This is a genomic window from Citrobacter meridianamericanus (assembly GCF_041320245.1).
Taxonomy (GTDB): domain Bacteria; phylum Pseudomonadota; class Gammaproteobacteria; order Enterobacterales; family Enterobacteriaceae; genus Citrobacter; species Citrobacter meridianamericanus.
The window spans coordinates 1,353,034-1,379,013 of the sequence record NZ_CP101036.1 but is presented as its reverse complement, the minus strand read 5'-3'; the positions used below and the strand labels follow the sequence as shown (position 1 = coordinate 1,379,013).

At 41.7% G+C, this 25,980-nt stretch carries 22 protein-coding genes and 2 pseudogenes; 11 read left to right on the top strand and 13 right to left on the bottom strand.

Features of this window, described 5'->3' with window-relative positions:
- Positions 1–397: 397 nt before the first annotated feature.
- The 4 genes from NMD08_RS06600 to NMD08_RS06585 all read right to left on the bottom strand — a co-directional run bounded on the left by NMD08_RS06600 (position 398) and on the right by NMD08_RS06585 (position 3,108).
- Positions 398–1,378: a hypothetical protein gene (locus NMD08_RS06600; RefSeq protein ID WP_370619827.1), complete on the bottom strand. Its 981-nt coding sequence runs from the start codon at positions 1,376–1,378 to the stop codon at positions 398–400.
- Positions 1,379–1,461: 83 nt separating this feature from the next.
- Positions 1,462–2,532, bottom strand: a complete 1,071-nt coding sequence (locus NMD08_RS06595) for a hypothetical protein (RefSeq protein ID WP_370619825.1) — start codon at positions 2,530–2,532, stop codon at positions 1,462–1,464.
- A 113-nt stretch (positions 2,533–2,645) separates the two neighbouring features.
- Positions 2,646–2,849 carry a hypothetical protein gene (locus NMD08_RS06590; protein WP_370619823.1) on the bottom strand — a complete coding sequence of 68 codons (204 nt, stop codon included), beginning with the start codon at positions 2,847–2,849 and terminating at the stop codon, positions 2,646–2,648.
- Entirely contained in the window at positions 2,842–3,108 is a 267-nt protein-coding gene (locus tag NMD08_RS06585) for a hypothetical protein (RefSeq protein ID WP_370619821.1), read from the bottom strand. Before NMD08_RS06585 ends, NMD08_RS06590 begins: the two co-directional genes overlap by 8 nt.
- A gap of 1,421 nt (positions 3,109–4,529) precedes the next feature.
- Between NMD08_RS06585 and NMD08_RS06580 the strand changes: the two genes are divergently transcribed.
- The 6 genes from NMD08_RS06580 to NMD08_RS06555 all read left to right on the top strand — a co-directional run bounded on the left by NMD08_RS06580 (position 4,530) and on the right by NMD08_RS06555 (position 8,560).
- Complete coding sequence (locus NMD08_RS06580; protein WP_370619819.1) at positions 4,530–5,477, top strand: ankyrin repeat domain-containing protein; 948 nt, start codon at positions 4,530–4,532, stop codon at positions 5,475–5,477.
- 209 nt (positions 5,478–5,686) lie between these two features.
- Entirely contained in the window at positions 5,687–6,094 is a 408-nt protein-coding gene (locus NMD08_RS06575) for an ATP-binding protein (protein ID WP_370619817.1), read from the top strand.
- On the top strand, positions 6,091–7,329 hold the full coding sequence (locus NMD08_RS06570) for a relaxase/mobilization nuclease domain-containing protein (protein ID WP_370619815.1): 1,239 nt from the start codon (positions 6,091–6,093) through the stop codon (positions 7,327–7,329). The genes NMD08_RS06575 and NMD08_RS06570 overlap by 4 nt, the downstream gene beginning before the upstream one ends.
- Positions 7,330–7,509: 180 nt before the next feature.
- A complete protein-coding gene (locus NMD08_RS06565) occupies positions 7,510–7,782 on the top strand; it encodes a hypothetical protein (protein WP_000370213.1) in 273 nt (90 codons plus the stop codon).
- Between the two features lie 41 nt (positions 7,783–7,823).
- Positions 7,824–8,210 carry a hypothetical protein gene (locus tag NMD08_RS06560; RefSeq protein ID WP_074164987.1) on the top strand — a complete coding sequence of 129 codons (387 nt, stop codon included), beginning with the start codon at positions 7,824–7,826 and terminating at the stop codon, positions 8,208–8,210.
- Between the two features lie 29 nt (positions 8,211–8,239).
- A complete protein-coding gene (locus NMD08_RS06555; RefSeq protein ID WP_117150874.1) occupies positions 8,240–8,560 on the top strand; it encodes a cell wall-binding protein in 321 nt (106 codons plus the stop codon).
- A 153-nt stretch (positions 8,561–8,713) separates the two neighbouring features.
- On the opposite strand, the gene NMD08_RS06550 is transcribed toward NMD08_RS06555, so the two are convergent.
- Positions 8,714–9,136, bottom strand: a complete 423-nt coding sequence (locus NMD08_RS06550; RefSeq protein ID WP_370619811.1) for a hypothetical protein — start codon at positions 9,134–9,136, stop codon at positions 8,714–8,716.
- A gap of 933 nt (positions 9,137–10,069) precedes the next feature.
- Here NMD08_RS06550 and NMD08_RS06545 point away from each other — a divergent pair.
- Both NMD08_RS06545 and NMD08_RS06540 read left to right on the top strand, forming a co-directional pair.
- Positions 10,070–10,633 (top strand): helix-turn-helix domain-containing protein, encoded by a 564-nt coding sequence (locus NMD08_RS06545; RefSeq protein ID WP_370619809.1) that lies wholly within the window; start codon positions 10,070–10,072, stop codon positions 10,631–10,633.
- Between the two features lie 82 nt (positions 10,634–10,715).
- The gene (locus NMD08_RS06540) at positions 10,716–10,856 is read left to right on the top strand and encodes a hypothetical protein (protein WP_370619807.1); all 141 of its coding nucleotides are present in this window, start codon (positions 10,716–10,718) and stop codon (positions 10,854–10,856) included.
- A 302-nt stretch (positions 10,857–11,158) separates the two neighbouring features.
- Here NMD08_RS06540 and NMD08_RS06535 read toward each other — a convergent pair whose 3' ends face one another.
- From NMD08_RS06535 to NMD08_RS06525, 3 genes are all read right to left on the bottom strand, one after another.
- Positions 11,159–11,467: a hypothetical protein gene (locus NMD08_RS06535; RefSeq protein WP_370619805.1), complete on the bottom strand. Its 309-nt coding sequence runs from the start codon at positions 11,465–11,467 to the stop codon at positions 11,159–11,161.
- Positions 11,468–11,482: 15 nt separating this feature from the next.
- Complete coding sequence (locus tag NMD08_RS06530) at positions 11,483–11,692, bottom strand: AlpA family transcriptional regulator (protein ID WP_000794735.1); 210 nt, start codon at positions 11,690–11,692, stop codon at positions 11,483–11,485.
- Between the two features lie 122 nt (positions 11,693–11,814).
- Positions 11,815–12,666: a DUF6387 family protein gene (locus NMD08_RS06525; protein ID WP_148444237.1), complete on the bottom strand. Its 852-nt coding sequence runs from the start codon at positions 12,664–12,666 to the stop codon at positions 11,815–11,817.
- Positions 12,667–13,095: 429 nt separating this feature from the next.
- Here NMD08_RS06525 and NMD08_RS06520 point away from each other — a divergent pair, with 429 nt between their 5' ends.
- Complete coding sequence (locus NMD08_RS06520) at positions 13,096–17,940, top strand: AAA domain-containing protein (protein ID WP_370619802.1); 4,845 nt, start codon at positions 13,096–13,098, stop codon at positions 17,938–17,940.
- Positions 17,937–19,388, top strand: a complete 1,452-nt coding sequence (locus tag NMD08_RS06515) for a hypothetical protein (protein ID WP_148444235.1) — start codon at positions 17,937–17,939, stop codon at positions 19,386–19,388. The genes NMD08_RS06520 and NMD08_RS06515 overlap by 4 nt, the downstream gene beginning before the upstream one ends.
- 872 nt (positions 19,389–20,260) lie before the next feature.
- Here the strand turns inward: NMD08_RS06515 and NMD08_RS06510 are convergent.
- The 5 genes and pseudogenes from NMD08_RS06510 to NMD08_RS06490 all read right to left on the bottom strand — a co-directional run bounded on the left by NMD08_RS06510 (position 20,261) and on the right by NMD08_RS06490 (position 24,977).
- Positions 20,261–20,797, bottom strand: a complete 537-nt coding sequence (locus NMD08_RS06510) for a dihydrofolate reductase family protein (RefSeq protein WP_370620201.1) — start codon at positions 20,795–20,797, stop codon at positions 20,261–20,263.
- Between the two features lie 279 nt (positions 20,798–21,076).
- Positions 21,077–22,064: pseudogene (locus NMD08_RS06505) on the bottom strand (aldo/keto reductase).
- 24 nt (positions 22,065–22,088) lie between these two features.
- A pseudogene (locus NMD08_RS06500) lies at positions 22,089–23,116 on the bottom strand (alpha/beta hydrolase).
- A 13-nt stretch (positions 23,117–23,129) separates the two neighbouring features.
- The gene (locus tag NMD08_RS06495) at positions 23,130–24,359 is read right to left on the bottom strand and encodes an MFS transporter (RefSeq protein WP_151218129.1); all 1,230 of its coding nucleotides are present in this window, start codon (positions 24,357–24,359) and stop codon (positions 23,130–23,132) included.
- A gap of 123 nt (positions 24,360–24,482) precedes the next feature.
- A complete protein-coding gene (locus NMD08_RS06490; RefSeq protein WP_222840997.1) occupies positions 24,483–24,977 on the bottom strand; it encodes a cyclophilin-like fold protein in 495 nt (164 codons plus the stop codon).
- Between the two features lie 92 nt (positions 24,978–25,069).
- Here NMD08_RS06490 and NMD08_RS06485 point away from each other — a divergent pair, with 92 nt between their 5' ends.
- Complete coding sequence (locus NMD08_RS06485; protein ID WP_151218130.1) at positions 25,070–25,969, top strand: LysR family transcriptional regulator; 900 nt, start codon at positions 25,070–25,072, stop codon at positions 25,967–25,969.
- The last annotated feature ends 11 nt before the right edge of the window (positions 25,970–25,980 follow it).

The following is a 25,980-nucleotide window of genomic DNA, read 5'->3' as shown; positions in this document are numbered from 1 at the left end:
AAGGGCTACATACTCGCTACCGATTGAATATGTTAAAGAAATCATATAATAGTCGTAACATATTACTTTATAGCTCATGCAGCCCCCACACTTTAAACAAACTTACCATGAGTGGGCGTGAGTAACATAAATAGAAAGATATACCTTTTGTAACTGAAACTCGACGCTGACAATGTCCGCTCCTGGCACTCAACGGACATCCAACTATGCCGACTTAGACATTTCTAAAGAGCCACTGATTAGACAACTCTACTGAGCTTTTACACACGATTGTAGTAGCTAAATTGAAAAATCCATTTTCTTCATATGTATTATGCGATAGCTTTGGGGGCCTAATGCCACAAATAATTCTGTGGCACCAACCAAGATATTTTTAATAGTAAAATATAAACACTTTTTATATTTCATTTGTATATGTACTTAGATCAACTTTATCCCTGTCAATATTCAAGCTAAACACGGGGAAGTCGATGATTTTATAGTTATCATCGCTACACTTTCTCACTATCTCAATGAACTTAATGTACATGAAATTATGAATGGATTTATACTCGACAATATCAAAATTTTCAGAGAATAAACCCTCGCATTGAGTTAACATTGAGAATTCGGGGCTATTTATGAAATCATGATGACATTGAAGCATGTTCTCTCCATATTCCCGGGCTCCTATGTAAACCAATTCATTACGCCTAATTTCTTTCATTTTAACGTCAAGCCCAAATATATTATCACTTAGTTTCTTTATTACTGAATATTTGAATAAATAATTTTTCCTTGTTTTTTCACAATAAACTGAAACTAAAAACTCGCACTCCAAATCCTGTATACCCTCTTCATCTATTTTGTATTTCCTTGCAGAACTTACAGATTCAGATATCACATCCTTAATTAGGGTTGATATAAATTCCTTATCTAACAACAAATGTTCGTCCCTAAAATCATATAAATCAACATCCCAACACTGAGCATATGGTTTGATTATTTCCTGGGGGGTTTTGTTACCCATCGGAACAAGATATACTGATTTACTATCACCTAAGGCGATTTTCAAATTTGATAAACTCAACTGTATGCTATTGATTATATGATGTGCAGTATCTTTTCCTCCAGCGAAAGCGATAACACACTTTCCATAGGTTTTGATTTCATGGTATTTTTCGAAAAAACCTGAGTTGTTGAACTTAGGGTGTTTTATTTTTAAATCAACTGCATAAAATTTTCTATATCCGTTAAGTAATGTTTTAACGTCTATCGTTTTCTCGCTGTTAATAGAACTTTTGTGAATTGTTACTCTTGTTATAGCGCTATCAGCAATCATAAATATCGGCCCATTTTCAAATTCATTTATTTCATATCCGCCGATGATCAGAGTCATATTAGTACCTTACCTGTAATAAAAATTTTCACACTGTTGACTAACCCACGCAACCTACTCAGCAATCTCTTCCCCCTCTAGTCCTACTGGGCTTTTTTTATGACCTTGGCACCGACTACGATTTGTGACGCAGAATAAACAAATTCAACTGACTCTTTTATACAAGACTTATTATAAGCCTCTAAAAGTTCTTTGTCATTAACACGAATATATGTATTGATTTTACCAGCCATTTCATTTTTGAAAAAATTAAGTGCTTCCTCTGTGTAAGGTTTATTCATTTCTTCACAGGTTCTCATGACCAACATTACAGTTTCTTCACTATCAATTGGGGTGTGTTTTAATGCTACAAAACAATTTTTTGATACATTGAACTGGTAAGTTAAATCCGGACATATGATTGAACCAATGTCAGGAACTAACGGTGTGAGAGCAGAATCAGTATAATAGGAAATTATTATTGTAGTATATAGTTCTTTCCCCTTGAAATATTCTTCAATCATTCCATCAATGGATGAATGAGAGATACCTTCGTCGTAGTAAACAAACAAAATGATAAGTTTAAGCCAGCTATCATATTCGGCTGGACTGACACCATATTTAGAACAGATGTGATCCCTTTGCCGTTTATCATTATTGACTAGAGAATTAAAAATAGATTCAAATTCCTTACCGTCACCCTGTATGATGAAATCCTTACAGAAAGAAAATGATTTCAAAGATTTTTTTATGTTATGAGGGTTACGTATGAAATTAAGAAATTTCAGTTTTTGCAAATATTTAACATCTTCAATTAGATCCGAGCCATCTATACTTTTAGATGTTATATTATTTGATTCAATTTTGTACATAATCGAACTATGAAAAGAAGAAATTATTTTATTATACTTATCCTCCCAAACACCGAAGAACTTTTCTAGATTTAACCTTTTTCCTGATTCAAACAATTCTAAAGTATAGAGATCATCTTTGGCTGAGGTGTTCTTAATGAGAGGCCGATTAGTAGCTTGCACCTCAAAAGAAGATTTATCTACGATTTCGTATTTGCAAATTCTTGCTAATGAAGGCTTATCATGATTTGAGGATGCGTTCCATCTTTGTTCAACTTGTGATATGAAATGTTGGTTTTTCGTAGTATTAATTAAATCACTCATTATAAATACCCTGTAAATAAATCGACTAAGTACAACGCTGAAATTCGTTCAAATTTATAAAAATTAATATTAACTCGGAACATATTTTATGCAGCATTGAGATTTTGGTATTACTAAATCCCATAAAAGATCTCCGGATCTCCGAGTGGCGCCACTGGTAGCACATTCCATTTGCGCGACATGACTTCTTTCAATTTGAGCGCTTCTGGTGTGCCAATGCCGTTTAAGACAAATTCTACAGACACGCTACGTCTGTCCAGACACCTCAGGGCGCTCGCGATGGCTTTGAGGTTGATAGTTAGCTGTTGGTTAGCCATAGTCCCCGTTCTCATAAGTGTATTTATCCCTCGCCTGTATCAGATCATCTAACGTAACGCCATCAGGCAGAATTGACACCCCAGACCATACCTTTTCGTTGCCGTGAACATCGATAGTAGTCCCGTTCTTATTCAGTGCATATAGCTTGCCATCGATATAAAACCAGTTGCGGTCGAGAGCAGCCCTATCTTTCGGGTGAACACATGAGGAGACCATACTTGCCAGCCCCTCATTTAACGGTAAATCTGCATCCATCACCGCCTATTTTCAGCAATCTCTGTCAGTCCCTCTACTGGGGGGCCGCTTGGAAAACGGAAAATATCCTACGTTAAGCCTGTTTTTGAGCTGGCATGACGGTCCGCTGTTAACGAGAGAGGGCCATTCGCTCCCTGAGAATTACACTTTGAAGTGATTCAGGGTATGCGCTTACTGGTTACGAATATTGGGCGAGAATAACGTGAGGATCGCCGGTTTTCTTTCGAGCAGTAGGTGCTCTGAACCTACCCACATGATGTGTACGCGGCCCTAAGCAAGGTTCTGGTTTTCAAACTATTCCGGGCTGAGATCGATCCTACCTGCGAATATTAGACACGCGACTAAGAGAGTAGACTCTTTGCCAGAGTGCCGAAAATTTATCCCTTTTGATAGGAACGATTGTCCATGAAAATCAACTATCGATCAAAGCTGCGGAGAAAGCAGGCATAAATGTTTTCTCAGATATGAATTCCTTAGCTTTATTGGTACACCTATGAACAATAGTTTGATTCGAATTAAAGGTTATACCTGAGCACAGAATAATTGAGATGATATGAGCCAGTTTTTCTCCTCACTCTAACATTCACACAATGGATAGAGTTGAAGCAATTCTTATTGATGGAACACTGTTACTGAAAAACCTTCCTGCTATTTAAAATTTCGACAAAATGCGGCCCTACTCTCTGAATAGAATATCCCCTCATTTATAACCCTATCAATACCAGATATTTTTTAACTTTTACTTCTGACAACAATGTAGTTTTACCAGAAAACACACAACCTTATTAATGAGCAATAAAAATAGCACTTTTTGCCAAGCTGAATTTTCTTCATATAAAACATTGAATTAAATTAAATTCATAAATAGAAAACGCTAGCTTATTTTTATTATTAAAAAATAAATTTGATTTATATTTATTTAATAATATATATTCAATCTGTAAATTAAATAAAGGAGAATAAAAAATTGAAAAAACAAAGTTACCCAACACTAACAAACTATCTTTCTAAAACAAAAAAGAATTCAGATCTCTACAGGTTATACAACCCACAATTTTCCGTTTTCAGGAAAACTGTGAATGAAGAACAGGATTTTTATTTTTGTTACTTCTCCAGGCATATGATCACGGAGAGAAATATATTAACCCTCTTTTCAATTCATACCTTTCTTTCTTACAACGTAAGCAAGAAAGAAACAATCAAATCATTCACGCACTTCCTCCGGCATGCCAATAATGACACCTTCAACAATGCATTCCAGTTTCGCGGATGCAATATCATTTATAAAAACAAGAAAAGAGAAATTAAAGAAATTTCATGGTTTTCCTTTTCACGGATCTATGACGACATAGTAAAAATAAAAGAATATAGAACAAACAACAACACTTACAACAAAATTGCCGCCTAAAAGAGGAGACGACAAAATGAGTATCCATAAAGAATACGGTTTCTTATACTGCGAGACTAAAAAAGATGTCCAAGAATGCATTACTGCAGGTTTCGATATTAACTCTCTCATATATTCGGGTCGAAATCCACTGTTCGATAACAGTCACACTAGTGCGGTTCAAGCCATGATTGAAGAGGGAATGGAATTAGATCATACAGATCATTACGGAAACAATGCGCTATTTACCAATAAAACCCCTAAAATACTCAGCCTCTTAATAGACTCCGGAATCAATATTCACCATACAAATAACAATGGGGAGAATTGTCTTTTCGGTCATAATTTTGACAGAGCAAATGCAGAAATCCTTATTAATGCAGGTGTTGACATTCACCACACTGATAATAATGGACAAACGCTTCTTTATAAGACCTTCAATAAGGTTTACTTTGATTACTGGGTGAATAAAGGTTGTGATCTTAATCACAGGGATAAGTATGGCAACACGGTTCTGGATTTGTCTGGCCGTAAAGGTCACCTATATGATTTTATCGCAATGGCCCTTACTCGTCATCTTGATAAAATTGATACTCCCCCTACACTTTTTAAACACTTATCGATTGAGTCCTTACCCTTGTTGGCGTTACTGCATAAAAAAGGCATTCATTTCACGGTAGATCAACGCTGTACATTTTCACTTTACGTGAGAGAAATGAAAGCATTTTTTGTCGAATTAAAATCCTATACAGATATTGGTCATGTTCAATTTTACAATATGGACAATAAGCACATTGGCAGCTACACGGGGATCGAGACAGTAAAATGGTTTATTCGAAACGGCATCAGAATAGACGACGAAATACTCATAGAACGTTCTGATGCAGATAAGATCTTTGGTTATATCGCGGGGAGAGATAAAAAAGAACTATTCAAGGTGATAAAATCAGAAATTATTCAATCACCTAAACGAAAGAGGATTTAACCATTTTCATTCATAATTCTCCCTTCAGCTGTTAGAAAGGTTACACATTGTGGAAAATGTGCTGATAAACACTAATGAGTAAGAGATTTTAATAAACCTCTCACTCATTTGACTTTTAACTCTTCACATCGTTTTTTCACTGCAATAACTTGACTTTTTTATCTCATCAATTATCTATAGTTATACCTACAGTCATCATATGGATAATAATGAATAACAATATTGATAATAATGAAGACAAATCAAAAAAAACACGTCGAGGAAAATTTCACACAGATACACTGCCGTCTAATGAAATACGAAATCACTGTGTCAGCGTGAGATTAAATGCAGACGAACTAATTATACTCAACAGTAAAAGAGGCCATTATAAAAAAGGAGAATGGCTAAGAATGGCGTCCCTGCATAAACTCCCGTCAGTACTACCTGAAATAAACCGCGAAGCCTGGATTGAACTCGGCAGGCTTGCGCAAGATTTAAATCACCTGTTAACGCATCTCGATCATAAAAGTCCTAATAGTGAACTGACCCGTACTGAACTGTTTGCCATCAGGCGACAGATAAAAGCCCTTCGTGAACATCTTATCCCTTCCACTTTCTGGAGTGACAATAAATGAAAGGCATGCAGAAAATAAAAAGAGGTAAACAGTTTGCAGGTGTTGTTCTCTACAGCCTGAAATCAGGCTCTCACCACAAAATTGAGCCTTATGTCATTGGCGGTAACATGACGGGCAGCAACGCCACCGAACTAATCAGTGAGTTTGATAGCATTAAAAAAATTCGCCCCGATGTCGCCAAATCTGTCTGGCACAATTCACTTCGCCTTCCAGAAGGCGAATCACTGACAGTCAGGCAATGGACAGCATTTGCGGATGAGTATATGGCCCGGATGGGTTTTACCGACACACATTTGCGTTGCTATATCCTCCACGACGATTTTTGTGGCCAGCACATCCACATAATAGCTAATCGCATTAACATGGCCGGTGGAAAGTTGTACCTGGGGAAAAATGAAAATCTCATCAGTACCCGTATTATCAGCGAGCTGGAAATAGTGCACGGGCTCACCCGAACCACACCAGCAACCGGCGTTCGTCAGAGTAAAAGGAAACCTTCCCGCAATGAACTAATGATGGCGGAACGGACAGCAGCTCCCTGCCCTAAGTCACAGTTGCAGACCCTGATCGATAATGCATTAACCTGCCGTCCCGATTTACTCACCTTTGTTCGTTTACTGGAACAGGAAGGTGTGGCCTGCAAACCTAACATTGCGTCGACAGGGAAAATGAACGGTTTTTCATTCCTGTATCAGGGAATAGCTTTTAAAGCTTCTCAGCTTGGAAAACAGTATGGCTGGTCAACTCTGCAGACGTTGATTGAGAACTCCCCGGAGCAATTAATGTTGCTAAAGAAAACACGGGCCCCTGCTCATGCTCCTGCTTCAGTGCCAGTGCCAGTGCCAGTGCCAGTGCCAGTGCCAGCAAAACAACTTGAAGCATCAGCAGGGTACACGGAAACTCTTCTGGAAAAAATCCGCCAGCTTGAAGTGAAAATACAGGAAGAAAGGCAAACTGATACAGTTCCAGTCATTCAACTGAAAGCCCGACTGCACATCACCAGTCGCCAGATAACACAAGAGCGCCAGAATCGGGTAATAGCATGGCTTCCTTTTATCCCCCCATTTTTGGCTCTGCTCCACCGTTGGGGCCAATCCCTGCTACACGCCGTTACATGCAGCTTCAGACATTTCACTCGATTTCATCTGCTTACACCACCCTCTCATCCTTCCCATAAAAATCATTATAAACAACCTGTTAGTAACACCCCTTCTCACACCCCACAAATCAAATAGCTCAAACACCACTGATAGTCAATAAAATATTGATCGTTTGTATAGATCGATTTTCTATTTATGATAGCTATAATCTATCATGATGCAATCATCGATCGGTACAAGCAATTTTACTAAAGAGAATCATTCACCGAAAATGCTCAAAAAGACATCAGCTTAAATCAGGTACACGGAGTCACGATGGATAATCAAACGATAAGTTGCCCCTTCTGCTTTACACAAAGCCCTCACGGTGTGCGGATTTGCAAAGGCTGTCATGCAAAGGTCGCTTACGGTGAAAGTCCGCTCAGTGTGGCATTCCTGTTTCAATTCGTGGCATTAGGTCTCGCCTGGTTAGTATTTTCATTGACCGAAAGCACGCTCATCTCCGTCATTACTTTTTTCGTAAGCTGTATTGTTCTTATCTATAAAATTAAAAAAATGTATGCGGACAGAGTTATTTTTATACGCTGACATTAACTTTACGCTATATAAAATTTAAAATGAGAGAATAAATGAACAGATTTATAATATCTTTGTTTTTAACTATTACCTTCCTGCTTTCCGGATGTTCTTCCACAGGAAACCAGAGTCTCAGAAACGAAACATCGCAAAGTCTGCAGTCGAAAATAGTTAAAAACAAAACCACAAAATCAGAAATAACTTCCGCGCTTGGCGAACCGGATACCAGAACCACGCTTGATAGTGGCAATGAATCCTGGCGATATTTTATGGTCAACAATCAGATTAACGCCTCTTCATTCATTCCGATCGTCGGATTATTTACAGGTGGATCACAGTCACAGGCCAGAACGCTGGATATTGATTTTAAAGGGGACATTGTAAGCCAGTGGTCATTCTCCGAGAACAACAGTACCACCCAATCAGGCCCTGTCCATTAATGACAATGCCACAACCAGGGAATCCTTTTATGAAAATTTATGCCGCTATCACACTCGTTACTGCTGTCTTTTTCCTGAGCGGCTGCAACAGCGAACCTTCAGAGCAGGATCTTTATAATGCCATGAATAAAGTCGTAGAGCAGACAAATGCCATCGTTAAATCACTGGCAGGTAAAGATGTCCCGAAAGATGCACTGCGGGAATTAAAATCAGTCAAAAAACACGACTGTGCAAAAATCTCGGATAAAAGCTACAAATGCAACGTGACAGTTGTTGTCAATAGCGACAAACGCACTGCAGCGATCACAGTGGTCAAAACGGATGATGGCTGGCAGGCCATTGAAAAATAGGGCCACTCAGTAATATGTTTGGGCAGGACGTCGAAGAACCGGCTCCTGCTTTTTTCTGCAATCAACGCCGTATCACAGACATGACCAGGCGTCTAAAGACTGTTGCGGTACGCCGCTGTCATCACACTGACCTGACTTAACCTTCCCGTTGGTTCATAACCTTTTCCTGCCACCAGGGCGCGGAGTGTATGTCATCGAACCCGCAATACGTTTTTTCTCATACTGTGCCAGCAAATCGGCATAGACACGCTCCGCCCTGGCAACATCCTGTGAAATGTAGTTTACCAGCGAGTTGAGCGACTGAAGCAGCGTGTTGCCGTTGGCGAACTGACTGAGCAGATTGCCGTTAAGATAAGACACAACACCAGAGAACATCTGCATAATATTATCGACATGAAAACAGGAATTGCAGTACTTCTCCTGCGCATAAAAATACTTCAGATGGTAACCGACAAACAACGCATAGAATTTACGGTAAAAATCATTGTCTATTGGGCTATGACAATGTCTGGTAATGTATTTATCAATCACCCATAGAAATTTTTCTTCCTGATCCTGAGCATAGTCATTTTTCATATAACGTTCCTTTTTTAGTTTTTATATTTAAGTACTATCAGGTCTGAATATAAAATCAATACTCACGCTGAATATTTTTCTTTATACAAACAAAAAGGAATTGTTTTTATCAAAACATCCCCATCTGTTGACACAGACAGGATAATCAGAGTAAAACATTCTTATTGATATAATGTATTTCTCCAGCTGGGTTTTTCAATATTTAAGATAAAACCCTTCAGGAATATTTTTAGTAGAGTGCTACGCACCTGCTCCCGCCCGTAACTTCGCATACGTCTGTTATTTCATGATTTCATCAACAGTAAAAGCACTACAGATAAGTGAAATATGCAGCGCTGCTGAGTGCCCATAGCACTCACTCGCTGAAGCAGAAAGGATTTTTCCGATGGGTTTTCGGCGTGAGCCGTAGTCTGAAACAGGTTAATCATTGCTATCTGACCACTGGCGCGAAGCGTATTTCATTCAACAGGTACTCATGGCAGCGAAGCCCTGAAGCCCGGTGGCGCCACATGCAGGAGGCGCTGGCTTCATTAAAAGCAGTAACATAACAGGAGGAAAACCAGTAATAACAGTGTTTATCTGCGAGTGCACACGAAAATTTTTTGGATAAAAACGCGAAGCTGTGGTTTCTTGTTTCTTTATTACTCTTTTATCATGTAAAAATAATCCTTAAAAAGTTAATCAAATCAACAAATTAATAAGCCATCAGGGTTATAAACTTCACCACCTAAAGTTATTCATCTCATAACAGGTGATGGTAAACCTTACCACCCTTCGTAATAACTCTCATAACACATTACATTCACGCTTGATCATTAGTTTTTGCTCTCACCAAAAATAAAAACCAAATAATTTATATTTCATAAAAAAAGCTATTGACAATTGATTTAAATATGCCATAAGTGATATCACAATAATAAAAAAGGAGGCATTATGTCAAACACCAATATCACGTTAAGCAGACAACAAAAATCCATTATAGCAAAGGCCCTTGACGTCAGTCCTGAAGAATTAGAAGAGATCAGTATCAAAACCAGCATACACAAGAAAACGTCATTTCGTGACGACTTCTCACTGGTATTCAAAGGCAACATTGCCACGCTCGCAAGAATGAAACTAACACCCACGTCATTTAAAATCATTATCTATCTTTTTTCAATTCTGGATTACGGAAACATTCTTATTAATTTTTCACAGTCCAAAATTGCAAAAGAACTCGGACTATGTAAATCCAATGTTTCACGCGCATTTAGAGAATTATTTGAAAAGAAAATTCTGCTTCGTGATACCGAACATGACCATGTTTACCTGAATTCGAATCTCTGTGTAAAAGGTATTCCACGCCGCTTCAATGAAGAACAGATGGATAAGTTTAAAAAATCCAGGATAGATACTGAGGATTTTGACGATGCCTTCAATCTTTACCATTCGGGCAGGAAAGTAAAGCCTAACAGAAAGCCCGTAACCCTGTTTCCTGCGGACGACATACCATTTTAATCCCTATTGTGCGAGTGGTAATCATGGCTCTCACCTGCACATTAATTGAGGACGTATTTATAATAAAAAAAGAGGATCATTTATGGAACAAAAACGCCCTTCATACCTTCTTACAGATAAACACGCATCAGCGAAAAGAAAGCAGAACGAAGAAACAGCTATAGCATTTTACCTTCTCACGCACATTGCCGCGAAAAAACTGGCAACCGCATTATATATCTGAGTTTTCATCGTGCAAAAATAGTGGCGCTGAAGGAAGGCATACATATCACACCCGCTCGGTTCTATCGGGCTATCAATGAACTGATTGATGCGAACACAATTGCACGTACAGAATTTAAATATCAGTATATCCTTAACCCTGCATACTTTAGATTTCTGAAAACAGACCCAATATAGTAATATCCAGGGGGTATAATTTTTCATACCCGCAATACACTCCAATAAATTGAATGAAGAACAACACCATTCATTGTCTCTTCCGTAAAGTTTAAGACTCCATTCCTAAACTTTACTCTGTAAGACTCACACAGGCATACCAATACTATAATAGATCACTGCTTTCGCTACTCCTTCTACGTAATCCCGTGATTTTATTATATCAAACCACAGATCAAATATATCAGCCTGAGCAAGAATATTCATTTGACGGACTTCTTCCAGCATTTCCATTCTGTCGTCAGTAAATAAACGACTCAGCAACTCAATGGCCTCAATGACCTTTTCAGTTGGCTCCAGTTTTTCAATACGATCAATATAAAAAATTTCGTCAAAAAGGTTATCATCTATAATTTCCAAATAGCCTTCGTACTGCTCAAAATCACTTATGTTCATTTTTATCCCTCTTGTTTACGCTACATGAGATCTTGAGCTGTTAATGACCGCATCAATCCACTCATCTATCTCACTCTCGACAAAAGCCACTGCGCGGGCGCCAATCTTTACTGGTGCAGGAAACCGTCCTTCGCTAATCAAACGATAAATCCAGGCCTTTCCATAGCCTGTACGCTGCAGGACTTCAGGAAGACGGATAAGACGGGTTGGTTGATTGTTTTTCATATTTAGTCCCCCTTCTTCGTTTCGTTGAAGCCACTGTAAGGCTGATCCCAACAAAAAAGGAGCGTGCTTCCAGTCTGTAAGGCTGTATTTATCCCGCAGAGGTGAAGATCCGAAAACTCAGCTCAGCCTGATTCCGCGAGCTTCATCACGTCTGAAACTCGCATATTTTTAATGTGAGAATTTCGGTTAATGAACAGATTGAATTGCTTGATAAAGTCGATTGTGGCTGCTTTCATCGCCAGAGGTCGATCGGAGTCTTTTATATGGTTCTGTTGACGAACGACAGATTCATCATCGTCGTCGGTATACAAAAGGCGGGAAAGACGATCATCTGAAATTCTCACTTCGTGTCTTTTTGCCCACAGTAAGATATCCAGCATTGCCACCAGGCGATAGCTGATGATTTTTTTGATTGTCCCATACCCAAACCTAACCACACCGGATTGGTCTGCCGTGACATTCTTAATCTTTCGCCATTGAGGGAGTACCGATTTTATGGAAGCGGTTATCTCATCATCTGTGCCACTCGCGAGATCGATTTCTAGCATTACGGTATTTTCACATAAGGGCGCCATCACCTCAGACACATAGGCCTGATGGTGCGGTAAGTTAACGCCGTAAACATCGCCACCATCCCATGTAAAGAGCTCTGCTGACAATGCAGAAACGCCTAGCTGTGCCAGTCTTGTGATATCCGTCAGGAACACATGAGGAGGGTTATAGAGGCAGTCATAATCCGCCTCAAAATCCAGTGACGTTTCATCGAAAAGGAGAGGCCTTCCATCGAAAATTTTGACCATATACTGCCACAGCCCCTTTTTCTCTTCATCACTCGGTCCAGGCTTGTAAAGCAAAGCCCTCGCCCACAGCTCGTAGTAAAGGGCATACAGAGTGCAATTTTCCAGTGCCCGGTAGTTATCGATATCAAACCAGGTTCTGATCTCCTGATTGTGCTCTCGTGACCAGTTTTTCATAGATACAGTCTCCATCATGCTCAGAGGCACATGCCCCTAACATATCTCAGGTTTATCTGGCTGGGACTATGACGCTAACCCATCCGGGAATCTGAGAAAAGTAAAGACTGTTTGATTTGTGAGCTTGATTAATTGCAATTTCAGCTCTCGACATAGGGCAGATAGCTAAACACTATCGACAAAAAAGTCGATAGTGTTTAGCTAAAAAACAAGGGCATATACCAACTTACGTTGTTCAGAAACTCATAGCCAGAAGCGGACATTGCAAAGATCAATCGGTGCTAACTCAAGGGTAACAGATCAGAAGGTTGTTACGTTTTAATCACAAAAAGAATAGATTATAATGCTGTGATTATGAACCATAATTGAAGGCTAACAGTAGCCAATGCGGTCACGGTTAGTTAGAACACTGTTATTACAGGACTAATAATGGAAATAAAATGCTTAGACCCTTTGGGAATTAATGGCTACGAAAGAGAAGCTAATGAAAAGCTTGAAGCTACTTTGCCAAATACTTGGAAGGGTTATTCTTCTTTAGAAATGCGCGGTAGACAGAGCAATGAGTTTGAAGGCGATCTAATTTTAATTACGCATGATAGAATCATAAACGTAGAATTAAAAAAATGGTCTGGAAAAATATTCTCTAACGATGGTAAATGGGTTGTGCAGTTCCCAGATGGCCGAGAAGAACACCGTAGTAATGGCGTACGGCAGGCAAGGAGATCGGCTCAAATTTTAGCAACTAAATTGAAAGAAAGGTTAAATAACCGTTTTGTCCCGTGGGTAGATTATTGTGTAGTGCTCTGCGGGTCTGCTACAAAGGATGATCTCCCATCAGATGAACAGGAGTACGTATTTACGTTAGAAGAATTCTCGAAAATTGGCGATGATAAGGTTTACAAACAATACTTCAAAGACAAAACATGGACAATTAAACGTAAGGAAGATGCCCCTAATAAAAACTTAAAGCAATGGGATAAAATTTTCTCTAATAATAGCGCAGATTTCAAAGCAAAGAATTACTCAGTAAACAATTACATACTACAAGGAAAACATTTATTTCAGCACAGAGATGGACTATACGCTGAATATCAAAGTCAACGGTCTGATAATCCCAATTATAAAGCTATTATGCGTAGGTGGGACTTCACGTCTCCATGTATCATTGAGCATGCTAAAACACCTGAGCAACGATCGCTCATTGCACATAGAGAAAGTGATGTACTTGGTTACATAAGTAGCCAAGATGAAGACCTCAAGGATACATTCTTGAGACTAGAATATTTACCAAGTGAATTATCATCTGACTTCGTGGAGTTATATGAATGGCCAAATAAAAAAGAAAGACTTGATACATTCATTAGAAAAAACAATAAAAAGCTTACTGATGAAAATAGACTAAATCTAATTCAAGCTCTAATCAGTCACCTCGCAAACCTTCATGATATTGAAGTCGCACACCGTGACATTGGCAATCATAGCATCTGGGTGTCATTGCCAAGTAAGGTAGTACTATCAAATTTTCTAACTGCAACATATCCAGACCCACAAAATAAAACAGTATCAAATATCCGTAAAATACTTCAGCACAACCAAGTATCCACACCTGAAGAATTGTTTGAAGATACCGATGGTACCCATTTTACTCGTGATGTATATTTGGCTACCGCCGCTTGCCACTATATTGCATTTGGTAAACCACCAATAAAGGAAGATGGAATTTACCTCTGGCAACCAATTAAAGATAACCCAATTAGCATACAACTTGAGAAATGGTTTGAAAGGGGGTTAGAGCTAGAAGCTGCGGCCCGCTTTAAGGACTTACGAGAAGCCTTAACTGAACTAAATAAGCTATTGAATGTTGGTGAGTCTAGTAGTGAAGATAAATTAGGTTTACTTTCAACTTATCACTCATCAAAAAATATATATGTCAATTTTGGCAATACTAATCATGTTAAGGCTGAAGGAACTTTCATTTTTTTAAAAGCAGCTGATGAATCATTTGGTTTGAAAGCTTGGTTTGGTATCAATGATGTCTCGAATGATGGTGGAGTAAATAATCAATTATTGTCTTTTTTCAACAGACTTGACATCAGGAAAAATGCTGACCTAAAGTGCTTACCAAAAATTATAGATTATGGCCTTAATCCACAAATGACATGTGCTTTTATCCAATTCGAGTGGATAAAAGGCATTACCTGGCAGCAGTTTACAATATCTAGTAGCATTGATATTTCTATGTTGAGAATTAAGCAATTATTATCTTCACTAATAGAGATACACTCTGCAAATATATATCATGGAGACATTCATCCTGAGAATATTATCGTTAATGAGAACGGTTTGTTCTTAATCGATATTATAGAGTTCGATGAAAATAAATATACTCCTACTTACGCGCCTTCTAACCATGAAAATCTCTCTAAGGCGAGTATAGATCGCTACGCTGTGGTAAAAATAATTTATGAATTGGCTAATTTGAAGCAGTTCACACATTTACTTCAATATTTAAATGAATTGATTAAACTTCCTGAAATTTCTCACCAAGAAATCATAAAGCTACACGATGAGCTAGAGGATATAATGACGCCTCCTCCTCTAAAACTTGTGGCCACCTATAATGTTTATCATAAAAATCTTCAAATCAAACAAGGAACATTCTTGTCTGATGATGGTAAATATTATTTAGATATTGAATTAAATAAAGGTAAGGATAACAATCTAGTTTCAATTCGAATTACGGGTGTAAAGCATAGATTGAGCATATTAGTGCATCCGGAAAAGAAATTCATTGTATCCGCCAATCTTGATGAAATCAGGCATAATGATTTCATCAAAAACAAAAAGAGATCAACTCTAGAATTAAATGGTGAGATTCTTTTTTGTAAATATCAAAGTGAATCTTCTGAAGATTTTTTTGATATAATTCTTGAAAGCCCTACATACAAAGAACTTTTGAATAACAACATAAATTCCGGAGAGAATAGTTCTAGTGGCGACTTGCTTGCTTTATCTAATATTAAGAGTTCAAAAGTAACAGATGTGAGAGTTGTATGGAAAGCTCTAATTGATACCGAGCATGAAAGTAATCCCAGAGTTGAAATATCTACAGACCCCCGAATACAAGGTGATAAGTACATTTTCCAGTACACTAGTGAAGGCGCTGCTTTAGATTTCAACCTTAATACTGAGCGTGTATTTGTATACTCTGATAGACATGGTGAACTTCGAAGGATTGGAATTATTGCAGATATTGGTCCAAATTCGATGGCGATAAATATCTGGGGTAAAGCTCGAATTGAGCTTGGTGATACCTTAGTTCTTGAAGGGGCATTGTCGGCGTCGTCATTAAATAAGAGAAAATCAGCAACAGAAAACCTTGTCAACAATCGAAGTATTATAAGTAATATCGCAGATTACTTCTCACCTGGAGCCAATGTAAAGCCTTCAGAGCATAAAGAGCCAACTGATGCAGAACTCGATTTATATACCGAATTAGATCATGATGGCAATGTGCTCTTTAAGCTAAATGAGCAACAGAGAGATGCATTTAAAGGTTTATATAAATATGGACCTATTAGCTTACTTCAAGGCCCTCCGGGAACTGGTAAGACTGCATTTATTGGATCTTTTATACACTATTGTATTTCAAATGGAGCCAGACGAGTACTTTTGGTGAGTCAGTCACATGAGGCTGTGAACAATGCTACAGAGAAAGTTAGGTCATTATTTGGAAGGAATGATACATCGATAGATATTGTGCGTCTTGGCGATCAGCATGTCCTTTCTGAACAGCTTGATGATGTGGGAGAAAAGGCCCTTCAAGAACATTATAGAGATAGATTTAAAGCTGAATATGAAGAACGCATCGCCAAAGTTGCGCAGGAAATAGGTTTAGATGAGGAGTTTACTCGCATTGCTACTGAGTTTGAAAGATCATTTGGAAAACAATTAGATCGTATTATTTCTCGCATGAAAGATACAGATAGTGATTCGGAAATCGCTTCAATAAAACACATTAAAATATTTCGTGAGAAGCTACCTGAATTCTTCGTTCGCAGAGCAGACCTTGTTCTTAATCTAGATAATATTGAGCTTGCCAACTATCGAGAATTCATTTATTCAGCGTTAGCAAGACACTATGAAATTTTCTCAGAAAACTTAATATCAAAGTTTAATAACATCATTTCTATATCAAATGAGTGGCTGAGTGTTATGGCTTCAAGTCAATCTCAATTCCAAAACTTCTTAGCCAAAACTCGAACATTAGTCTGCGGTACCTGTGTTGGGATCGGCCGAAATCATTATGGAATTCAAGAGAACATTTATGATTTAGTTGTTATTGATGAAGCTGCCAGATCCCCTGCAAGTGAGCTTGCAATAGCAATGCAGGTCGGACGTAAAGTCCTCCTTGTTGGAGATCACAAACAGTTACCACCTTTGTTCGATGAAGAACATATCAAAGCAGCAAAAAGAATATTACCAAATGTTAGCACTGATGAGTTAAAGCGCAGCGATTTTGAAAGAGCCTTTGTTTCCACTTACGGGAAAACTGTTGGCCGATTTTTGAAAGTCCAATATAGAATGATACCGGCTGTTGGAAACTTAGTATCTGAATGTTTTTACATAGAAGAAGGTGGTTTAGAAACTGGTAGAGGTAAAACTAAAAAGGCTTATTTGGAGTTGTTTGAAGATGTATGCACTCCTGTAACCTGGATTGATACGAGTAAAACTAAAAAGAATTTATTTGAATCTAGACCAACTACAAAAAATGCGAATCATAAGAGCTACATTAATAAATATGAAGCAGAAATAATATTGGAACTTCTAAATAAGTTGTCTTCTAACAAAAATTCCGAAGATCTCTTGATTGAAGACAACGATCCTAAAATTGGTATTATTTGCATGTATGGCGAACAAGTTAGATACCTGATTAGAGAAATTAATAGAGTAGCCTGGGCACGAACGTTATTAGAAAGGGGAATCATTAAAGTAGATACAGTAGATAGTTATCAAGGTAAAGAAAACGATATTGTTATCGTTTCCCTTGTTAGAAGTAATTTGAACGGTAGCCAAGGATACGTAGCGTCAGAAAATAGAGCGAACGTGGCACTGTCTCGCGCCAAAGAGGCATTATTTATCATTGGCAATTCTGATATGTGGAAAAATCGTAATGAAGGCTCAGCCTTTGGTCGAGTATATAAATATATTTCAGAACATAATAGTGAAGAATATTCTGTTATCAATTCATCTTCTTTGGAGGCCAAAAAATGAGAATAGCATTAAATAAGGTTTGCTTTGGTCTACCAATGAAGTCTTTTTTTATGGATTACACTGTTAGTAAGAAAAGAGAACTACCTGTAGTTAAGGAGTTCGTGATAAGGCTGATTCATACATTATCCTCAACGACCTTAGATACAATACAAGGTTACTTCGGCCTGACAAATAAAGAGATTCTTGCAATTATAGATGATTTACAAGAAGAAAATCTGATTGAGTGGCATGAAGGGAAAGTGAAGCTTACTTACTATGCTATGAGTAAGTTTACAGAAGAAGACGGAAACCTGAGGCCTACTTTTTTTGAAGTAACCGATGAGACTTCACCTGTTGAGTTTGAACTGTATAGTTTTAGAATATTGTCTAGTGATGTCAGACGTTCCAGTTCACAAGATTTTAATATTTCACTGAACTTACCAGATGAATGTTATCGTAATTTATTGAGCAAAGCGCAAAGCGCGTTCGATACTAACTTCAATTTATTCAGAGAACTAGTTCTGAAGGAAGATGTTTTTTCAGAAATAAAAGAACTTTATAAAATAAATCAGGTTACAGATCGATACGATGCAACTCTACCTCTTGAGGTCGAATATTTCATAGACACTGAATCACCAAGTACTCTGAGAATGGAGTATGCTTCCAAAACAGTTGATGAATGGGATGAAGATAAGTCCTTTTTCTCTATAATGGATTCAACTATTGAGGTTGATGTGGCGAAAGATCAGCATGATAGTTTTAACGATTATCTTGCTGCATCAAATGATCCATTCCTCATTCAGTATTGGGATGATGGTGCTAGAACTCTTGATATTAAGGCTTTAGTTAATCATTATGAGCATGGATTAGCAAAAATAAATGATGATACTTTTATGCTAATTGGCAATTTTTACACTGAAAGTAATAGGGATCTTTTATCTTATAGGATCAAGTCTATATTTAAAGATAAGCCAGAGAGTTCAGGTTTGATTTGGCTCACAAATTCAGAATCTAAAACATGGGGAAAAACCACTGATTTAAATAAATTAATAGATGAAATCTACGCCTTTTTCGACAAAAGAAAGAGTACATCAAAAGTTGTATTAGGCATGACTTGTAATAGTTTTCAAGAATCGATTGCGTTAAGTAATAATTTTTGGAAGTTATCTAATGTCGAACTGCTGGACCTCCCTAATAAATATGGTGGTGAGGATGCGGAATTTTTAATTATCCCTGGTGTGCTGGTCGCAAGTTTATTCCATTTTAAGTTGAATGATAAGCGGGGGGTTTCTCTTCCGGTAGGATACGTGAGTTTTGAAAATAAAGTAATTTCAGACGTATCGAACAACCTTCTGAATTGGACTATACTTCAAACCAGTTATAATGACTACTTTGAGAAAAAGGATGTAAAGGAAGATCAGAAAGTCAGAAATAAGTATTTCATCCCAATACTTCAGCAAAAACTATAGTGTAGTAGAGACAATTCAATCACAAAGCAAAAGCTTTATACTCAGTGACATACTCAACCTGACCCAGCGTTCTAGGGTCAGGTAAATAAGTCATATTTCTTTCTATCTTATTTTATTTAGTAGGACTAGTTTATAAATGTAACATATCCATACGAAGTTTATTCCCCCTCTTCACTAATGGAAGAGCCTCGTACTTCCCTTCAAGTGCCATGAGTAGATTGTGCGAATGTATGAAGGTACTGGATACCTAAAAACTCCTAAGTAGATCTACAAAATATTGTCTGTTGATTAGATTGAGCATAAAATACTCGTTCAATTTTAAGTGGGTATTTGTAGGGAATACTCCAATACAGCGTCCTATTTTCGTGTGCCGCCACAATCCCATAACACTCACATTGAGCATGCTGCAGAGCGTCACCAAGCATGTTAGTATCATGCGTAGTGTTGTGGCTCTGTTTTGGGTTCCTATTTGGAACCCAAAAATAAAATAACATATGAAAAATACAATAATATCAAATAATTGCAAATAAAATCACAGGGACGCCAGCCCAATCATGATTGGACAGTGCCAGGACAGCACTAGTAAAACAGGAAGTTAGCAGTCTCAGCAGGACACCGACCAGACGGTGAGGAGACAAAAAAGGATACACAAAGGAGCCACGGCTCCCGAGTGACAAAAAAGCCCGCATCAGCGGGCTTTTTTGTTTCTGCTTTCCAGCCTCATTAGCCACGCTCAATGCAACCACAATCAACAACCCACTTTTCTTTCACCTTAGTCTGTAATCTTCCTCTCATACCTGCTTTTAGCCATAACTGATGTGAGCATCGGCTATGAGCGAAAAGTGGAGGTCACCACTATGCTTTGATTCAGCTTATGGCGTCAGCCGATAATGCGACTGCACCAGACCTGAAGGGAAGCTGCGGCTGGATAATAGCGTCAAATCGATATCATGGGGCAGAACTCCGAACAGCGGTTTTCCCGAACCGAGCAGGACAGGAACGGTAGTGATAACGATATCGGCGACCAGACCTTCGCGCAGGAACGACTGTATTAACTGCCCACCATCGATATAGACCCGGTGCACGTTCTTCTCCATCAGGTCAGCAAGAGCCTCCCCTGGCGTGAGGCATGAAAACTGCACTTTATCCTTCAGCGCCTCGGGCACGGTGGTATCGGCTAGCTGCCGGGAAAGCACCAGCACGGGCAGATCATAAGGCCATTCGTTAAAAGTCAGCACCTTCTCATAGCTGCCTCGACCCATAATGATCCAATCTTTGTCCGCGATGAATGCGGCATAGCCATGATCTTCTGTCGGGTCATCGCGCTTTAACAGCCAGTCGATATCACCATCCTGCCGAGCGATAAAACCATCAAGACTGACCGCGATGAAAACATGTGTGGTGGCCATCATGTGCTCCGTGTTCAGATTGCATATATCTCGTTGAGTTTAGCAGTGTTAGCGATATTGATATGTTCCGATAAAGCCACATCACAATGTTAGCAACGTCCACCAGAGCCTCAACCACCTCCCACACCAATTACAAGGACGCCAGCCGGTGATTACCAGTGTCATCCGATAAGTCCTAAGAGCCCGCACGGCGCAAGCTCTGCGGGCTTTTTTGTGCCCTCATTTTATCCAGCGAAGTCCGAAGAGAACCCATTAAATCCGAACCTTTTAGACACTTTGTTACCAGGCATAGGCCTCAGGAGCTTCCCCGCCTGGTCCTGGCCAAATAGCATCCAGTTTTTCAAGTGTTTCAGGCGTTAACGTTACAGACAGCGCATTCAGATTCTGACGAAGTTGTTCAACCGTACGTGGCCCGCTGAGTACGCTGGTGACGGTCGGATTTTGCAATAGCCAGGCAAGCGCAACGTCAGCCGGCGTTTCACCCATTTCATCGCAAAGCTGCTCCCAGGCTTCCAGCTGTGGCCGCAGATGATTGATTTGCACCTGCATATGCGGTGTTGCCCTGCGCCCCTCTGTCATTTTACGCAGCACACCGCCCAGCATTCCCCTCCCTACCGGACTCCATGGGATAAAGCCAATGCCGTAATGACGCAGCGCAGGGATCACCTCCAGCTCAACCGTGCGCTGGGTCAGATTGTACAGGCTCTGTTCAGATGCCAGTCCCAGCAGGTTACGTACGTCGGCCCTTACATTGTGCGGTAGCAATGTCCCAGCCAGCAAAGTTACTGCTGCCCACATAACTAATTTTACCCTCACGGATCAGCTGTTCCATAGCCTGCCAGATCTCCTCCCAGGGGGTGTTCCGGTCGATATGGTGCATCTGATAGAGATCGATATGGTCCGTTTTGAGCCTTTTCAGGCTGGCTTCACATGCCCGGCGAATATGGTAAGCGGACAAATATTTATCGTTCGGACCCGTATCCATCGGCTGATAAACTTTTGTGGCCAGCACGATCCGCTCGCGCTTTCCGCTGCGCGCCAGCCAGTTGCCGATGATCTCTTCGGATGTCCCGTACCCCTTTGCCATATCCGGCGACTGCGGTCCGCCGTAAACATCGGCGGTATCGAAAAAGTTGATACCCGCATCCACCGCCTCATCCATGATCCTGAAGCTGGTTGGCTCATCCGTCAGTTCACCAAAGTTCATAGTCCCAAGACCGATACGGCTCACCCGCAGGCCTGTTCGGCCCAGATGTTTGTAGTTCATGTCGCATGCTCCTTAACTGACGCGTTATTTGAGGTTCTTACGGAAAAAGTCGGCCAATTTGTCGAAGGGGATCACGTCTGTGCGATCGTACAGATCGACGTGCCCAGCCCCCGGAACGACATACAGCTCTTTAGGCTGAGCGGCGCGTTTGAAGGCGTCCTCGCTGAACTCTTTTGAATGAGCCTGATCGCCGGTGATAAAGAGCATCGGACGCGGTGAAATGGCTTCAATATCGTTGAACGGGTAGAAGTTCATAAACTTGCCGATACTGCTCAGCATCGGTTTTGTCGTCAGTTCTTCTTTCTCGCCCTGCGGGTGTAGCCGCCGCGTTCGGTGCGGTAGAAATCAAAGAACTCGCGCTGAATTTCTGGCGTGGAGGCGTCCAGTTTATTTACAGTGCCCGGAATGTAAGCCGTCTCTCCCCCTTTAAACTCAGCAAACCGCTGCTCAATGGCCGACTGGATGAAGGCCTTACGTTGTTCAAGCGTCTGGGAATGGTTAAGCCCATTACGGAACGCAGCTCCCATGTCATACATGCTAACGGTGGCGATGGCTTTCATACGTGGGTCAATCTTCGCGGCGCTGATGACAAAACTTCCGCTACCGCAAATGCCCAGCACGCCGATATTTTCCGGATCAACAAATGGTTGTGTGCTGAGATAATCAACCGCCGCGCTGAAATCATCCGCGTAGATTTCCGGTGAAATCAGGTGCCCTGGCTTACCTTCGCTTTCTCCCCAGAACGAGAGATCAATCGCCAGCGTGACAAAACCCTGCTCCGCCAGTTTCTGCGCGTACAGGTTTGAGCCCTGCTCTTTGACTGCGCCCATCGGGTGGCCCACGATGACCGCCGGGTTTTTGGCGTTCTGAACGATCGTTTTCGGGACAAACAGATTGCCAACCACGTTCATCTGATACTGGTTTTTAAAGGTGACTTTTTGCTGCGTCACCTTATCGCTTTTATAAAAGTTATCCGCACCTCTGGACATATCCGCCGCGGAGGCGGCAAATGCGCTGATGAACATCCCCAGGGCTAACGTAAATTTATTCATGATGGTTTCCTTATCAGGACGAGTGTGATGAATGGCCACCGGCAGACGCGTCTGCTCGTGAGGTCAGGAATATCAGTACGGTTGCGATAATCAGCATTGCGGCGCTGACCAGAAAGGTGCTCTGGAAACCGTGATGGTCGAACAGCAGGCCTCCCACGGTGGATCCCAGCGCAATGGACAGTTGCACCATCGCCACCATTAGCCCACCTCCCGCTTCGGCATCCTGCGGGAACGTGCGTGGAACCCATGCCCACCATCCCACTGGCGCGGCGGTTGAAATCAGCCCCCACAGTCCGAGCAGTATCGTCACGATGGCCGCCTGGTTGCTAAACGCGATCAGGGCCAGCGCGATGATCGCCATCAGTACAGGAATCGCCATCAGGGTCGGGTAGAATCCGCGCTTCAATACCCGGCTAATCAACGTAGTGCCGATGAAGCCCGCCATACCGATGACCAACAGGATGAGAGTCACCGCTGAAGCGTCCACCTTCGTTACCGCTTCGAGGAAGGGTCGGATATAGGTAAAGAGCGTGAACTGTCCCATAAAGAAGATCCCCACCCCTAGCATGCCCAGCGTGACCACCCGGTGGCGGAACAGCATGAAGACGTTGCCAGCGCCCACATGCGGGCGGGTAACCGGCATAGAGGGCAGACTGAGCAGTTGCCAGACAAACGCGACGATGGCGACGGGTAGCAGGCAGAAGAAGGTCCCCCGCCAGCCGATGACCGAACCCAGCCAACTGCCCAGAGGTGCGGCCACGACAGTGGCTAGCGCATTGCCGCTGTTAAAAATAGCCAGCGCCAACGGAACACGGTGCACTGGCACCAGACGCATCGCCGTCGCCGCCGACATCGACCAGAACCCGCCGACTACAATGCCAATCAGAGCCCGACCCGTCATATAGGTCAGGTAGTTGGGGGCCATCGCAATAACGGCCCCGGACAGCGCCATGATGCACGTCAGGCCGAGCAGCAGAGTTTTCCGGTTAAGCGCGCCTGCCAGTCGGGAAATAAACAGGCTGGTCACCACCGCAAACACGCCGGAAATGGCGATTCCCTGCCCGGCCATGCCTTCGGTGACGTTCAGGGACTGCGCCATCGGCGTCAGGAGGCTGACCGGCATAAATTCGGAGGCGATCAGGGCGAAGACGCACAGTGTCATGGCAAACACGCCGCCCCAGTGCGCCGGTTGTTTTTCACTTTCTCCGTTTTTGTTTCTGGTTTCAGTTTTCTGATTACGCATTTAGCCTTTCTTTTTTGTTGATAATGCGATGCCCTCCCCTGCGCCTTCAGGAGACTTTGACGCGTCGGCGTGGGGACAAGCACGGTAGTAAAAGGGAACGATGGGTATGAAAGGAACGACTGCTCAGTCCACGATCCTGATCTGCACCTTAAGCGGTCCATGGCGCTGCAGGGCGGACAATCCCGAATCGACTTTGCCAACCGGGATCAGTGAACGGGCGTAAGGCCTGCCCTGGGCAAAAATCGCCAGGTTGCCCCAGGGCGCGTAGAAAGTAATATCCCCGGCTTCCGGCGTCATGCCTTCCGGAGCCTGTGCAGTGGAAAGCCTGCGCGGCAGATCGCTAATGCGCTCAATATCGGCGTAATCTTGCAGCGTGAGGCTGAGGGGAAGCAGTGACGCAAAATCCCGCCCTGTCGGCGTGTCATAGAGGGTGGCGGTGGCGGTCTCACCATTCACAACGATCTCAATTTTCATAAGCTTCTCCTGTACAGCGACCCGTTCGTTGCCACCCGCCATCACGGACTGCGTAACGCATAGCAGCCCGACAAGAAGGAACATCAGCAGCAGCAACGTTTTGCGGTGCATGTTTTGCATATCATTTAGCGTTGACTTTTTCATCGCATTATTGTTACCAATAGGCAGCGGGGAAACTAGCTAATGAATGCTTAATAGGCTTATAAGTAAAATTTATAAATAGACCGGAACTGAACATGGCCAGACGCAACCTCAACGATTTACTCTCTTTCGTCACCGTGGCGCGGGAAGGCAGCTTTACGCGTGCCGCCGCGCAGCTTGGCGTGACTCAGCCCGCGCTGAGCCAGGCGATTTCCGGGCTGGAAGAGCGGATGCAAATCCGCCTGCTGACGCGGACCACCCGCAGCGTCGCCCCGACGGCCGCCGGGGAACGACTGCTGCAGTCGGTGGGCCATCGCATTGACGAGATTGAGGCCGAACTGGATATGCTGACTGAACTGCGGGACAAGCCAGCAGGAACCGTCCGCATCACCTGCGGGCCGAACGTGCTGAAAACGACCCTGCTGCCCAAGCTGACGCCGCTGCTGCGCGAATATCCGGATATTCATATCGAATTCGATGCCAACCACGGATTCCGTGACATCGTGGCAGATCGGTTCGATGCGGGCGTGCGGCTTGGCGATACGATCGATAAAGATATGATAGCGATGCCCATCGGTCCGAAACTTCGTATGGCAGCGGCCGCCTCGCCAGATTATTTCGAGCGATACCCGGTTCCCCAAACGCCTCATGATCTGACGCAGCATCAGTGTATTAATCTGCGTATGGTCCGATCCGGGGGGATTTATGTCTGGGAATTCGATCACGAGGGAGGAGAGCTGAACGTTCGGGTTAACGGACAGTTGACGTTTAATACGTCGGAACATGTTGTTGACGCCGCGCTGGCAGGGTTGGGTATTGCCTTTTTACCTGAGGAGGAGTTTGGCTCACACCTCAAAGAGGGTCGTCTCGTTCGCGTACTTGAATCCTGGTGTCATCCTTTTCCGGGCTACTATCTTTATTATCCCAGCCGCAAGCAGCCTTCCCCGGCCTTTTCACTCGTTGTTGATGCGCTGCGCATTAACCGGAAAATTTAGGGGTAGATGAA

Coding starts and splice junctions, on each gene's coding strand:
- NMD08_RS06515 (WP_148444235.1), top strand. CDS start 17,937: ATGAGAATAGCATTAAATAAGGTTTGCTTTGGTCTACCAATGAAGTCT.
- NMD08_RS06545 (WP_370619809.1), top strand. CDS start 10,070: ATGTCAAACACCAATATCACGTTAAGCAGACAACAAAAATCCATTATA.
- NMD08_RS06575 (WP_370619817.1), top strand. CDS start 5,687: ATGAATAACAATATTGATAATAATGAAGACAAATCAAAAAAAACACGT.
- NMD08_RS06525 (WP_148444237.1), bottom strand. CDS start 12,666: ATGAAAAACTGGTCACGAGAGCACAATCAGGAGATCAGAACCTGGTTT.
- NMD08_RS06555 (WP_117150874.1), top strand. CDS start 8,240: ATGAAAATTTATGCCGCTATCACACTCGTTACTGCTGTCTTTTTCCTG.
- NMD08_RS06560 (WP_074164987.1), top strand. CDS start 7,824: ATGAACAGATTTATAATATCTTTGTTTTTAACTATTACCTTCCTGCTT.
- NMD08_RS06565 (WP_000370213.1), top strand. CDS start 7,510: ATGGATAATCAAACGATAAGTTGCCCCTTCTGCTTTACACAAAGCCCT.
- NMD08_RS06490 (WP_222840997.1), bottom strand. CDS start 24,977: ATGAAAAAGTCAACGCTAAATGATATGCAAAACATGCACCGCAAAACG.
- NMD08_RS06600 (WP_370619827.1), bottom strand. CDS start 1,378: ATGACTCTGATCATCGGCGGATATGAAATAAATGAATTTGAAAATGGG.
- NMD08_RS06530 (WP_000794735.1), bottom strand. CDS start 11,692: ATGAAAAACAATCAACCAACCCGTCTTATCCGTCTTCCTGAAGTCCTG.
- NMD08_RS06485 (WP_151218130.1), top strand. CDS start 25,070: ATGGCCAGACGCAACCTCAACGATTTACTCTCTTTCGTCACCGTGGCG.
- NMD08_RS06580 (WP_370619819.1), top strand. CDS start 4,530: ATGAGTATCCATAAAGAATACGGTTTCTTATACTGCGAGACTAAAAAA.
- NMD08_RS06495 (WP_151218129.1), bottom strand. CDS start 24,359: ATGCGTAATCAGAAAACTGAAACCAGAAACAAAAACGGAGAAAGTGAA.
- NMD08_RS06570 (WP_370619815.1), top strand. CDS start 6,091: ATGAAAGGCATGCAGAAAATAAAAAGAGGTAAACAGTTTGCAGGTGTT.
- NMD08_RS06590 (WP_370619823.1), bottom strand. CDS start 2,849: ATGGCTAACCAACAGCTAACTATCAACCTCAAAGCCATCGCGAGCGCC.
- NMD08_RS06540 (WP_370619807.1), top strand. CDS start 10,716: ATGGAACAAAAACGCCCTTCATACCTTCTTACAGATAAACACGCATCA.
- NMD08_RS06520 (WP_370619802.1), top strand. CDS start 13,096: ATGGAAATAAAATGCTTAGACCCTTTGGGAATTAATGGCTACGAAAGA.
- NMD08_RS06510 (WP_370620201.1), bottom strand. CDS start 20,797: ATGGCCACCACACATGTTTTCATCGCGGTCAGTCTTGATGGTTTTATC.
- NMD08_RS06550 (WP_370619811.1), bottom strand. CDS start 9,136: ATGAAAAATGACTATGCTCAGGATCAGGAAGAAAAATTTCTATGGGTG.
- NMD08_RS06535 (WP_370619805.1), bottom strand. CDS start 11,467: ATGAACATAAGTGATTTTGAGCAGTACGAAGGCTATTTGGAAATTATA.
- NMD08_RS06595 (WP_370619825.1), bottom strand. CDS start 2,532: ATGAGTGATTTAATTAATACTACGAAAAACCAACATTTCATATCACAA.